General features: G+C 42.6%; 9 protein-coding genes. 3 read left to right on the plus strand and 6 right to left on the minus strand.

What is annotated here, in order from left to right; all coding sequences use genetic code 11:
* Window positions 1–967: 967 nt before the first annotated feature.
* The gene (locus GGR10_RS02695; RefSeq protein WP_182479796.1) at window positions 968–1,294 is read left to right on the plus strand and encodes an ElaB/YgaM/YqjD family protein; all 327 of its coding nucleotides are present in this window, start codon (window positions 968–970) and stop codon (window positions 1,292–1,294) included.
* A 3-nt stretch (window positions 1,295–1,297) separates the two neighbouring features.
* Window positions 1,298–1,735: a hypothetical protein gene (locus GGR10_RS02700; protein WP_010704319.1), complete on the plus strand. Its 438-nt coding sequence runs from the start codon at window positions 1,298–1,300 to the stop codon at window positions 1,733–1,735.
* A gap of 619 nt (window positions 1,736–2,354) precedes the next feature.
* Here GGR10_RS02700 and glmM read toward each other — a convergent pair.
* The 6 genes from glmM to GGR10_RS02730 all read right to left on the minus strand — a co-directional run bounded on the left by glmM (window position 2,355) and on the right by GGR10_RS02730 (window position 11,933).
* Complete coding sequence (gene glmM / locus GGR10_RS02705) at window positions 2,355–3,704, minus strand: phosphoglucosamine mutase (protein ID WP_182479797.1); 1,350 nt, start codon at window positions 3,702–3,704, stop codon at window positions 2,355–2,357.
* Between the two features lie 696 nt (window positions 3,705–4,400).
* Complete coding sequence (gene ftsH, locus GGR10_RS02710) at window positions 4,401–6,434, minus strand: ATP-dependent zinc metalloprotease FtsH (protein ID WP_182479798.1); 2,034 nt, start codon at window positions 6,432–6,434, stop codon at window positions 4,401–4,403.
* A 137-nt stretch (window positions 6,435–6,571) separates the two neighbouring features.
* Complete coding sequence (gene tilS / locus GGR10_RS02715) at window positions 6,572–8,314, minus strand: tRNA lysidine(34) synthetase TilS (RefSeq protein WP_182479799.1); 1,743 nt, start codon at window positions 8,312–8,314, stop codon at window positions 6,572–6,574.
* On the minus strand, window positions 8,299–9,873 hold the full coding sequence (locus GGR10_RS02720; protein WP_182479800.1) for a tol-pal system YbgF family protein: 1,575 nt from the start codon (window positions 9,871–9,873) through the stop codon (window positions 8,299–8,301). Before GGR10_RS02720 ends, tilS begins: the two co-directional genes overlap by 16 nt.
* A gap of 101 nt (window positions 9,874–9,974) precedes the next feature.
* The gene (gene pal / locus GGR10_RS02725; protein ID WP_182479801.1) at window positions 9,975–10,496 is read right to left on the minus strand and encodes a peptidoglycan-associated lipoprotein Pal; all 522 of its coding nucleotides are present in this window, start codon (window positions 10,494–10,496) and stop codon (window positions 9,975–9,977) included.
* Between the two features lie 720 nt (window positions 10,497–11,216).
* Window positions 11,217–11,933: a DUF1013 domain-containing protein gene (locus GGR10_RS02730; protein ID WP_010704325.1), complete on the minus strand. Its 717-nt coding sequence runs from the start codon at window positions 11,931–11,933 to the stop codon at window positions 11,217–11,219.
* Window positions 11,934–12,370: 437 nt separating this feature from the next.
* Here GGR10_RS02730 and GGR10_RS02735 point away from each other — a divergent pair, with 437 nt between their 5' ends.
* Window positions 12,371–13,117, plus strand: a complete 747-nt coding sequence (locus GGR10_RS02735) for a YebC/PmpR family DNA-binding transcriptional regulator (protein WP_010704326.1) — start codon at window positions 12,371–12,373, stop codon at window positions 13,115–13,117.
* Window positions 13,118–13,565 lie beyond the last annotated feature (448 nt).

Below are 13,565 nucleotides of genomic sequence, written 5' to 3' on the forward strand. Positions count from 1 at the left end.
CCCTTCTCAAGCACACTCCCAACCCTTCCTCACTTGACTACCACAACCACCTTTCCCACTCACATTAATCCCACAAACAGCCCCCACAGCTCAGCTCGTATCATCCCTCCAAGCTCGCACACCACAGCATCCCCCACTCACACCTCTCACGCAACACCTCCCTCACGCACCTAACCTATCCCACACAGCACTCCTTCTCCCCTCAAGCGCACACTCCCAACCCTCCCTCACTTGACTACCCTGACCACCTTTCCCTCTCACACTAATCCCACAACAGCACCCACAGCTCAGCTCGTATCATCCCTTCAAGCTCGCACACCACACAACACTCACAACCTCCTCGCTCTCATCCCCCCTTCCCCACACATTACTCCTCTTCTCAAGTCTACCCCGCTCATTCCCACCCTTTCAAACCAAAGCCCCAACCATACACTCACATACCCCTCATTCACCATCTCATTCCTCACTCACCCTCTCACACCTCAGCATCCCCTCACGCACACCTCTCGCACGCACCCAATCCATCACACACAGTACATCTTCTCCCTCTCACGCATATCTCTCTTACGCATACTTCCCCTCATGCACTTATGCGTTCTTCCTAAAGAGAGCTCACACTCCCTAAAGGCTCGCATATACAACCATAGGTTTATCTATAAAACCTAACAACTCAATCACAAAGGGGGGCATAGACTGCCGCAAAACTTCATGAAAAAAAGAATCATAAAAATTTTGTCCATGCCATCATGTCCTCTTTTTCAAGGTTTTTTTGCGTAATCTGCCTTATACCGTTAAGAATCTCTAGGAAAAACAATATTTATAAAAAAATACACTTATAAATTGTATTAAGCATGGAACCAATATGATTTGGGGGCGTTAAACACTAACGAATGTTCAAATCTTTGACTCAGGTGATGGCCTTCACCATGAATCAAAAATAACACAAGAAAAAGAAGGAAGAATCATTATGGCAAACAACAAAGCAGCAGATGACAGAGCAACATCAACAGAAAAAGACCTGCACGCTCAATTGAAACAATTACGCAGTGAAATGGCAAACATAACCTCAGCACTAAGTGACCTTGGTTCAAACACATTAAGTGAAGCCAAAAACAAAGCAACAAAACTCTACGCTTCAGTAAAAGACAATGGTGAAGATATTGCATCACAAGCCAAAGATGTTTTAAACGATTTTGAACATAACTTAAGCAGATGTGTACGCAAAAATCCTAGCAAGAGCGTTTTGGTTGCAGCGGGCATTGGTTTTGTTCTCTCTTACCTGATCCGCCGTTAACTCATGCAAACGTCTATTGTATCCTTACTGTACCAATTGACTGGTGGAAATCTCAAAAATACGATCAAACAGATTCGTATCCAAGCAATTTGCTGTGGAATTATTGGGTTTTCATTATTGATGGCTCTAGTATTTTTAAATGTCTTAAGCTTCCTTGCTTTGTGTTTAGTGATGCACCCAGTTGGTGCAGCCACAACAATGGTATTCATTTGGTTTTTTGTTGCAGGATTAAGTGTTTTGCTAAGTCGGTTTTTCAAAGCATATCAACAACGCAACTATCAAAGACACTATGAAGAACAGCACCGTAAGTTTATGACAGAGTCAACCCTTTCCAGCATCGCAATGCTGGGTAAATACTTGCCTCTTGTTAAATTAGGGTTACCAGCCTTGGGACTTGCAGCTTACTTTTTGTGGCAAAAAGATAAAAAAGATCACTTTTAAAACATATAGCTATTGTGATTCACCCCCCAAAGGCACATTCTTTCTATACTAAGAGAATGTGCCTTTTTCCTCTGCAAAAAGCACAACCATTCCACAAGAGCACATCTGCCCCCTCTCAAAGCACATCTCCAACCCCCCTCATGCTTGACTACCTTCAACACCTCTCCCACGCGCACTGACCCCTCAAGAAAACCCACAGCTCGCATCATTCCTCAAACGCACTCAACCTCAATATCCCCTCCAACCAAGCACACACCACAATAACACCTAAGCCTCTCGCTCAGCCAAAGCCCACACACCCATCTTCCTTCCCCGCACATTCACCTTGTGCAAAAGCACACACACCTTTAAATCAAACTTGCTCATAAAATATTGAAAAAACCTCAGCACACAAAGGATACGAATAAAATACCCCCCATTACCCTCATTAAAATGATAAACGGAATGAAATTGATTTAATTCAGCCTATAGCCGCGATTTGTTTCCTGTTTTCACCAGCCTTTAAGGGAAAGAATAATCCTTAACCATCCAAAATCCCGCGCAAGATAAGGCGCTTTAGACCTCTCTTAAAACACCCCCTCCCCCAGGAAGGGCATTCTACATCCACCCTTGGAGCACTCTAAACACGATCATTGCGCACAATAACATCTGCAATATCTGCCGCAATAGTTTCAATGGCTTTAGTATCATCACCTTCAACCATCACACGGATCAACGGCTCAGTTCCAGAAGCACGAATAACCAACCGTGTTTCTTTTCCCAGCCCTTCTGTCACTTGATCAATCGCAGCTTTGACCGGAGATTTATTCAACACATTTTTATCTTTAATTGTTATATTTTTCAAAATTTGGGGCACAGGCTCAAAACGCTTACACAGCTCGCTCATCGAAAGTTGGCTTTCTTTCATGCACGCTAAAATCTGCAAAGCAACAACCAACCCATCACCTGTTGTTCCAAAATCACTCAAGACAATGTGCCCACAATTTTCCCCACCAACATTATAACCCTTCTCACGCATTGCTTCGACAACATAGCGATCCCCAACCTTAGTACGCACCAAATCCAAACCCTTAGCATTTAAAAAACGCTCCAACCCAAGATTTGCCATAATGGTTGTCACAACACCATTGCACTGCAGCCGCTCAGTTTTGTGCCAATGCTCAGCAAGCACCGCAATTAATTGATCACCATCCACGGTTTGGGCTTTTTCATCAACCATTAAAACACGATCACCATCCCCATCAAGAGCAATCCCCACATCGGCACGCACCTCATGAACTTTCTCTTTTAAAGAAGTCAGATCAGTGGATCCACATTCTTGATTAATATTAAAACCATTAGGCTCATTATTGATCGCAATAACCTCTGCACCCAATTCCCATAAAGCAAGTGGTGCAGCCTTATATGCAGCACCATTGGCACAATCAACCACAATGCGCAAAGAATCCAAACGCACATCACGTGGCAGCGTGCGTTTTGCATATTCAATATAACGGTAAATATCCCCTTCAACCCGTTTTGCACGCCCAATTTCTGCACAATTTGCTAAAGAATGTGAAAGATCTTTCTCAAGTAATTGTTCAATTTTTGCTTCAATTTTATCTGAAAGCTTAAAACCATCAGGGCCAAACAGCTTAATTCCATTGTCGTAATAAGGGTTATGAGAAGCAGAAATCATCACTCCAATATCTGCTCGCAGAGAACGGCAAAGCATGGCAACAGCAGGGGTTGGCACAGGCCCAAGCAAAAAAGCTTCCATTCCAGCAGCAGTAAATCCTGAAACTAAAGCATTTTCGAGCATATAGCCAGACAATCGAGTATCTTTACCAATCACCACACGGCACGGCTGCCCTTGTGAGCGAAACAAAACACCCACAGCCATCCCCACCTTCATGGCAAAATCTGGTGTCATAGGAAAACAATTGGCTTTCCCCCGAATCCCATCTGTTCCGAAATATTTTTGCGCCATCTTTTTTCCCTTTCCACCCAGAAGCCCCTTCGGGTCATCAACCTTCCAAATTAATTACCAATCACTCTACCACAACCTCTTCAGGAATCATCGCCCCCTCAAGCTATCACCCCTTTAAACCACAAACCACTCAGCTTACCAAAATGCCCCCACCAATTCTGCCAAATTACCAACCACTCCTCACAAACCTCGCTCTTCAAGCCCCTTCAGCTTATCAACCTTTCAAACTAATTACCAACCACTCTACCACAACTTCTTCAGGAATCATCGCCCCCTCAAGCTATCACCCCTTTAAACCACAAACCACTCAGCTTACCAAAATGCCCCTATCAATTCTACCAAATTACCAACCACTCCTTACAAACCTTGCTCCTCAGGCCCAATCTTTAGACCCCTCCTCACAAAGCCATCAATCTTTTAAAAAAAAACCAGCCTCTCGCACGAATCTATTAAGATAAACAACCTTTACCCACGCACAAAAATCCTGTTCCCAATAGATAACTCACTAAAGCAACACCTTAACACTCTTCCATCTCTTCAAAACTTATCTGCACGCACAAGAAAGTCTACACACCCAGCCAAAGACCTCTCACTTATTGTTAAAATCTTCGACTTAAAGTCAGCAAAACCTCCTGCTTACTGCTTTACTCAAATCTTAAAGGGAAGTTTTTTGTATTGAGCACTATTTACCCATTTCTAAGCATCTGGATTGCTCGCAGAATCACTCTTTGCTTTCACCTTCTTGTCATTATTTGCTTTTAGCGTATTTTTAGAAGCACTTTTAGAACTACGCACCTTTTTCTCAGCAACATCAGTTTTCTTTTCCACAATAGAAGATTTGGGCTTTTCTTTTCCACCCTTACCACCTGTCTTAGGCACAGATGAAGTACGTGAAGGCACATGATCATTACCCTGTGTGCGTGAAGGTGGTTTACCCGCAATCACTTCGTTAATTTCTGCACCAGTTAATGTTTCATATTCTAACAAGCCTTGCGCCAACGCAAACCATTGTTTCTTTTTTGTTGTAAGAATTTTTGTTGCACTTTTATAAGCATCATCAATGAGTCTACGAACTTCCGCATCAATCATGCGTGCCGTTTCTTCAGAGACATTTTGCGTTCTTGCAACCGAATGACCTAAAAAAACTTCATCCTGATTATCGCCATAAGCAACATTGCCAAGCATATCAGAAAATCCCCACCTTGTGATCATAGCACGTGCCAATTTTGTGGCTTGTTCAATATCAGAAGCCGCACCAGATGTGATATTTTCCTTTCCAAATTTTAATTCTTCGGCCACTCTTCCACCCATCATAATCGCCAAGCGTGAAATCATCCACCGATAGCTCATGGAATAACGATCGCCTTCAGGCAATTGCATGACCATCCCCAAAGCTCTTCCTCTTGGCACAATTGTTGCTTTGTGAACAGGGTCAGCAACAGGCACATTTAAAGCCACAATAGCATGCCCCGCTTCGTGATAAGCAGTCAGCTCTTTTTCCTCTTGTGTCATAGCGGTTGAACGGCGTTCAGCCCCCATCATGACTTTATCTTTCGCGTCTTCAAACTCTTGCATTGTCACCACTCTTTTGTTGCGGCTTGCAGCCATTAAAGCAGCTTCATTAACAAGGTTCATCAAATCAGCACCGGAAAATCCTGGTGTTCCTCTTGCCAAGACTTTCAAATCAACATTGGGTGCTAAAGGCACATTGCGCACATGAACTTTCAAGATCTGCTCACGCCCAGCAACATCAGGGTTTGGCACAACAACTTGTCGATCAAAACGCCCTGGTCTTAACAAAGCAGGGTCAAGCACATCTGGCCGGTTTGTTGCAGCAATTAAAATAATGCTTTCATTAGGTTCAAACCCATCCATTTCAACAAGCAACTGGTTTAATGTCTGTTCACGCTCGTCGTTTCCACCGCCAAGTCCTGCACCACGGTGGCGCCCAACCGCATCAATTTCATCAATAAAAATAATGCAAGGAGCATTTTTCTTAGCTTGTTCAAACATATCACGAACACGGCTTGCCCCAACACCCACAAACATTTCCACAAAATCTGACCCTGAAATGGTAAAAAATGGAACATTAGCTTCCCCAGCAACAGAGCGTGCAAGCAAGGTTTTCCCGGTTCCTGGTGGCCCAACAAGTAAAACCCCACGGGGAATACGCCCCCCTAAACGCTGAAATTTTTGTGGATCACGTAGAAAATCAACAATTTCTTGTAAATCCTGCTTTGCTTCTTCAACACCAGCAACATCTTGAAAGGTGACCCGTCCATGCGCCTCGCTTAGCAATTTTGCTTTTGATTTTCCAAACCCCATTGCACCACGTGATCCATTTTGCATTTGTCGCATAAAAAAGATCCACGCCCCAACGATAATAATAACAGGAAGAAGAGAGAACAATAAATTGAGAAAGATACTATTCCCAGAACTTTCAGGCACAGCCTTCACATTAACCTTCTTATCTTCCAACTTCTGTACCAAAGAGGGATCTCTTGGTGCATAAGTTGAAATGATTCGACGATCAGCCGTATGTCCTGTTAACTTTTGACCTTGGATAGTCACAGTTGTAAACTCGTTATTCTCAACCTTCTTTAAAAAATCAGAATAGGAAAGCTCACTATTCCCAGTCCGCTGGGTGCTTCCATTAAAGAAAGAAAATAACGCAATGAGTACTAAGGCAATGAGCCCCCAAATCATGAGGGAGCGGTAATTGGAATTCATATTCAGTCCATTTATCAGATATAAATTTTTATAGAATTATGAGTAACATATAATCTTGTCCACGCCTTGCCAAGACATGAATGAGATGTTTATCATTTTTTAAAACGATTTTTCTGCATCTTTTTCACATAATGTTTTCATGTAATGTTAAAAAAAGGTTCTACAACATTAATAAGAGCGGCATCTTCACGCAACGATAGCCAATTAAAGGGTGCAAGAATGCGCTGCACAGTCACTTTATGGCAACAAGAGAGGTGAGAAAGCTCTGGAATATCAATACCTTTGGCCCCTAAAACCAATGGAAGAGATTGCAACGAAGGAAAATGAGGTCGTTTACGATCAACCATAGCTTCAAAATCAACCATATCCCCAATCACCTCACCCTCCCCAATTATATGAGTATTGGAAAAATATTTTCCATACCTAAAAAACTGTTTTAAATGAACAAGATCAGCTGCACGCACTTTAAGGGCATCTCTCTCATGATTGGTGATCTGATAGCGCCCATCCCATAAAAAGGTTTGCCCAGGAAGGATGATTGCTTCTTGAATATTTCGAGCTTCACGCCAAAAAGCAATCCCCTTTTGACTATATTCGATAAGAGACCCAGCCAAAGTAAAGCGCTTTTTTTCTAAAGAGTGGAGACACAATTTTTGATTAAGAGCATTCAATTTTTGAGATGCAAGCAAATAAGGGCTACCCCCCATCAACACAGCAAATAACCCCACAACAAATGGAAAACCAGGATGACGGCATAAAAAAGGCTCAGGCCTTTTAATAAAACATCGCCCATACTTAACAACAATATCCAAGGCTAGAATCAAATCAGCAATCATCTGCGCGTATTGACGCCGTTTTAATGCAGCTTCATTGACCTTTTGCGCAACCTCGGAAAAGTCTTTAAAATGAATAGAACGACGCACACGTACGCGTTCAAAACGCAAATCATCATTCGTGGGATCATCAATCCACTCTATTCCTCGCAAACGCAAATAAGCACGCAAAGTATCGCGCTTGATGCCAAGTAATGGGCGAATCAAACGCACTTTTCGGCGCAACAATGCCTCACGCGCAATACAAGACAAACCACGTTCAATCAATTCACCATTGTCTTTCAAAACACTAGCGCCTTTTAACGGGCCTGTTACACCCATTTCCTCCCATGTATTATTATAATCACCCCGCTCCCCCTTTTGTGAAACACCCGCAGCCCCAACACCACACCGCGCACCAGCAGCCTCATCATCCTGTTCTACACCAACACCCCCCTCACCCTTTGATCTTAAAGCAAAAACCTCATCACCCCACCCCCCCTGTTGTGAAACACCCGCAGCTTCAACACCACACTGCGCACCAGCAGCCTCATCACCCTGCTCTACACCAATAACCCCCTCACCCTTTGATCTTAAAGCAAAAACCTCATCACCCCGCCCCCCCTTTTGTGAAACAGCTTTACCCTTCAAGACACGTTGGCAGCGCATGTAATAGGTTTCAACCTGATCATTGAGAGTGTGCCCTGTCATAATGAGCGTTGCACCCTGTTTTTCAGCTTCTTGGAACAATAAATCATACCGTGCAACACGTGCTTTTTGAGAAATATCTGTCTTTGGCTTCGTGCCTTCCCACCGCACAATGACATGCTTAATCTGATAAGCGCGACAAATCTCTGCCACCTTCTGAGCTTCACACGCTGATTCCTCACGCAATTGATGATCAACCGTAACAACAATAATCTCAGGGGGAGAAAGCAGTGTCTTAAAATAATCTTTAAGCAAAAACAACAAAGCCAGCGAATCACCCCCCCCAGAAGCTGCCACAATCAACTTCTGACAATGGGTAAAATCTGACTTCTTAAAAATTTTTGCTAATTGAATGAGCACTGAGAACGACTCTGTTCTTGTTTAAGACGTTTACAAAAAACGCACTCTAACGTTTGGTAGTGTTTTGGAATGTCAGCAAAAACATCACAAGCTGCTTTATTTTGACCAAGAGCAGAAACACTCATCGCTAATTTTAGCAAAATTTCAGAACCATATAAGGTATTTTTATACGTATACCATACATACAAATAAACCTGCGCGGCTTCATGATAGCGTTCTTGCCCAAGCAAAGATTCTGCTAACCAAAAAACAGCATCACCAACTAAAGGGTCTTGTTTATAACGCTTGTGAAAAGCACAAAAAGCTTTTTCAGCTTCAGCATAATTGGCAGAAAGAATAAAATGATAGCCCTCTCTATACAGTTTCTTAGGCAATAAGCGTTGATCTTCATCCCCGTCTAGCTGTTTGGCAGCACCACCCTTTTCACGCTCTTGCTCCCCACGCTGTAAAGGCCCACCATGCCCTGCTTTTATGCCATTTTTACGCTCATCATCCATACCATCAACAGCACCACTCTTATCCCCTTTTCCACTGTGCTTGTTTTTCCTCCCTTGCTCTTTACTGTAACTGTACTTGCCAGCTGGAACCGCTTTCTCTTGACTTTCATCCCGGCTTCCACCTTGCCCCTTAATCACCTGAGCTGTCTCTTTTAAAGCTGTCTCTTTTAAATAAGGGTTATTCGAAGGGCAATAATAACGAAAAGAGCCCTCTTGATTAAAAAGATCAAGCAAATGTTGCCGAAACAAACGCTCTTCCCTCTCTCCTCGTTTATCGCGCTCTAAAACCCCCTGTATTGCACGCAAAAGAAGATCCAAATCTTTGTCTTTCAGAAGAGTATCCTGACGATCCGCAGCCACCTTTTGCCCCGCATCTACATTGTAAACAAAAAGTGGGTCCATGCTCGGGGGAAGAGATGGACCCACGCTTTGGGCAACCAATGTGCCCAAACTCTGGTCAGAAGATGGACCCCTGCTCGGGGGGAGAGGCGGGTCCATACTATGGGCGGACGATGTACCCAGACTCTGACCAGAAGACGGGTCCATACTCGGGGGAAGAGATGGACCCATGCTTTGGGCAACCAATGTGCCCAAACTCTGGTCAGAAGATGGACCCCTGCTCGGGGGGAGAGGCGGGTCCATACTGTGGGCGGACGATATGCCCAGACTCTGACCAGAAGACGGGTCCATACTCGGGGGAAGAGATGGACCCATGCCTTGGGCACTCAATGTGCCCAAATTGAGATCAGAAAATGGATCCATACTCGAAGGGGGGGGAGATGGACCCACACTTTGGGCACCCAATGTACCCAAACTCTGATCAAAAGCCGAATCCATACTCTGGGGGAGAGATGGATCCATGCTGTGGGCAACCAATGCGCCCAAACTGTGACCATAATATGAATTTAAACCGTGATCAGAAAATTGAATAGCATTTTGAGGTGTACTTTGAACAGGCCAAAAGAAACAAACCACCACAATTAATGTAAAAACGCAAGCATGCCAGAATGATAATTGATACAAAAAACCAGCTTTCCAGCTCTTTTTGCGCCCAGCATGCAAAATTTTTTTTCCCCTAAATAATTGTTAATGATCTCAATAGACCATTGATTTCACTTCTTTGACCACCATTGACCTACGGTTTTAATCCACCGCTTATAGATTTAATAACCCCCATTTCCGGAATTGATTGTCAAAACAACACGCCGATTTTGATTCCAACATGAAATATCATCACATACAGCAACAGGTCTTTCTTTTCCATAAGAAATTGTTTTCATCCGCTGTGAAGAAACCCCAAGAGAAACGAGATAATCGCGAACAGCAATAGAACGGCGCTGCCCAAGGGCTAAGTTATATTCGCGTGTTCCACGGTCATCAGCATGCCCTTCGACAGTAACAAAATAATGAGGATAACGCAACAACCACTCGGCTTGACGCTTCAAAACATGCTCAGCATCAGGCTCAATAGAAGAAGAATTAAGACTAAAGAAAACACGGTCTCCCACATTCACCGTAAAATCTTGTGTTGAACCACTTGCAGCACTACTAAAATTTGCATCCCCCATAGAAGAATGCATGCCACCAGCCTCATTGAAATTCTTTTTGGCACAACCAACAACACTCAACAAAACAAAAAAGACCACAATCAGTGGACGACGAAGCATGTTCTGGATAAACCCCATATGCTGATTCTCCTTAATAAAAAGCACCAAAGTTAAGGAATTTTAACACATTATCCCCTAAAAATTTTTTATCACAAAAAAGTAAATATTTGACTTAAAACAGCACTCCTAAAAACAACACTCTCAGCAATACTTTCTTTGTCATTTACCTATCTTTTTCTTTTTCGCATTTTCTTCCTTTTTGATATTCTCTCCCTTTTTGCAGCCCTTTTCAAGTCTTTTCAAACTGCTTTTTACTCTTTTCGCGCAACCTTTAGTGCTTTAACAAGCCCTTAAAGTCCCAAGGCCCTTTCAAGCTATAAATATTCTACACGCTCGCTTTAGCAACCTAAATGGCCTCTTAAAAATATATTGAGCTCGGCAAAAATATTACAAGCTTTTACCTATAATTGATTACCCCTTGATTCCCCCAACATTGGCAATTAATTTCAACCTCACCAACATTTAAATCATCCTTTAAAATCACTCTCGTTTAAGATACGCTCTCATTTGAAATATGCCATTACTTGAAATACACAATCATTTGATGAGCGTCTTACTTTAAAATTGACGATCACGTGTTTGAAATTGACAATCGCGTGAGATTGGCTGATCACTTGAGATGCGAATTCTTCTTCTCAAAATTTTTTTCTCAAACAAGAGGGGTGCGAAATCTTAAAGCCCCTTTGCATAAGAATAAACCACCACCACTTTATACACTTTCAATGCTAAATAATGCTACTATTCGTTATCGGAATGATCTTTTTTAAGCGCATTTAGTTTGGCAAAAACCTTATCAGCATCAAAATTGTTGTCCACCATTGGTCCATCCTCAACATTGGCAGCCGATTGAGACTCACCACCACCAAGAGCAAAATTTTCTGTCACTGATGCAGGAAGCAAAGTTTCACTTTCTTGTTGTGTAGGCAGAGGGCGATTTTTTGCAGCCCGTTGGAGTTCAATATCCAAATCAATTTGCAAGCACAAACCAAGTCCCACAGGGTCAAGAGGAACTAAATTAGCACTGTTCCAATGTGTCCGATTGCGAATTTGCTCAATGGTTGTTTTTGTTGTTCCAATCAATCGTGAAATCTGTGCATCTTTTAACTCAGGGTGATTAAGCACTAACCATAAGATTCCATTGGGGCGATCTTGGCGTCGAGACAAAGGGATGTAGTGAGCGCGTTTGCGTTTTGGCGTTGGAATACGCACCCTTGATTCGCAAACCTTTAAACGTGCTTTTGGATCAGCCTCCACACGAGCAATTTCACTGCGTGTCAATTGCCCAGAACTAATGGGATCAAGACCTCTAACCCCATGAGCAGATTCACCATCAGCAATGGCTTTTACTTCCAAAACATGCAACTGACAAAATTCTGCAATCTGATCAAAAGAAAGTGCCGTGTTATCAACCAACCACACAGCTGTCGCTTTGGGCATCAAAAGTTTTGTTGCCATCTTTATACTATCCTTTTGTTTGCCTTTTTTAAGACTAAAGGCAAGTTACTGCCCACTTTAGGAACTCTGGGCGTTTATCTTTGAAATGTCCAATGGCTTATCACGGCTTCCAATGAAGAGCCATAGAGTAAACCATTTTTCCACGAAATCTCCTCCTTTTTCATGAAACCGCCTTTATAGCGTGATTTTTCTACCACGACAAGACATCTGTCTTTGGATGATCATAACAAGAGTGTATTTACCTTTGTCGTGAATCTTCTTATAAAGTCTTTTTCAATCTGCACACCCTATGCTGCAACACATATATTATTTGCTAGACAACATATATTATTTTGCTAAACAATATATTTTGCCAGACAATCTATAAACATATATCTTGCCAGACAAGGTTATTTTGCCAGATAAGGTATGTGATCGTCCAAACTGAAAGGGAAGCCATGGCAGGCCACTCACAATTTAAAAATATTATGCACCGTAAAGGGCGTCAAGATGCGATACGCTCAAAAATGTTCTCTAAACTTGCGCGTGAAATTACAGTTGCAGCCAAACAAGGTGCTCCTGATCCAGCAATGAATCCGCGTTTAAGACTAGCTATCCAAAACGCTAAATCGCAATCCATGCCAAAGGATAACATTGAACGCGCCATTAAAAAAGCCTCAGGCGGTGATGTCGAAAATTATGATGAAGTGCGCTATGAAGGCTATGGCCCAGGCGGTGTTGCAATTATTGTTGAAGCTTTAACCGATAACCGTAACCGCACCGCTTCTAATGTGCGTGCTGCCTTTACAAAATCTGGCGGGGCTTTAGGGGAAACAGGATCTGTCAGTTTCATGTTCAACCGAATCGGTGAAATTATCTATAATCTTGAAGCCGGCACACCAGATACTATCATGGAAGCAGCCATTGAAGCTGGTGCTGAAGATGTCCAAACAGAAGAAACTGGACACCACATTTTATGTGCCTTTGAAAATATTGGTGAGGTTTCAAAAATGTTGGAAGCAACACTTGGTGAAGCACAGTCTATTAAAACCGTTTGGAAAGCAACCACCCTTGCACCCGTGGATGAAGAAAAAGCCCTGTCTATCCTACGCCTTCTCACCACATTGGAAGACGATGATGACGTGCAAAATGTTTATGCCAATTTCGATGTTAGTGATGAAATTTTAGCCAAGCTATCTCCATAAAACTGGCTTAAAATCATCACCTGCTCTACTACCCACGAAGTTTAATTGAATGCATCAAAGAGTATCTCTTTGAAAGCAGCAAGGGGGGTTTTTTAATTTTTTTAGTTTTTGTAATTTACACGCTTGAGCATTTTTAATTAAAAATTTCCAATGCATGATTCAAATGCATGATATTGAGCATTCAGTATACAAAAGTCTCTCATCACACGCATATTCACCACATGCATAAAATTTTAACGTTCATTCCCCCTTCAAACATTCAACTCATCCCCACGTGATTTCAACTCTCGCAAATCGCCTCAAACCTCATACACCCGTATTCTTGAAAACGGATTTTACCTTTAAAATCAGCTGAACACCCACTTAGACTTCAAAAAAACTTTATCTCCCCCTTAAATCATCACGCTCCCCACGCGATTTTCAATTCTCGCAAATCGCCTCAAGCCTC

Source organism: Bartonella chomelii (genome assembly GCF_014138465.1).
Taxonomy (GTDB): Bacteria; Pseudomonadota; Alphaproteobacteria; order Rhizobiales; family Rhizobiaceae; genus Bartonella; species Bartonella schoenbuchensis.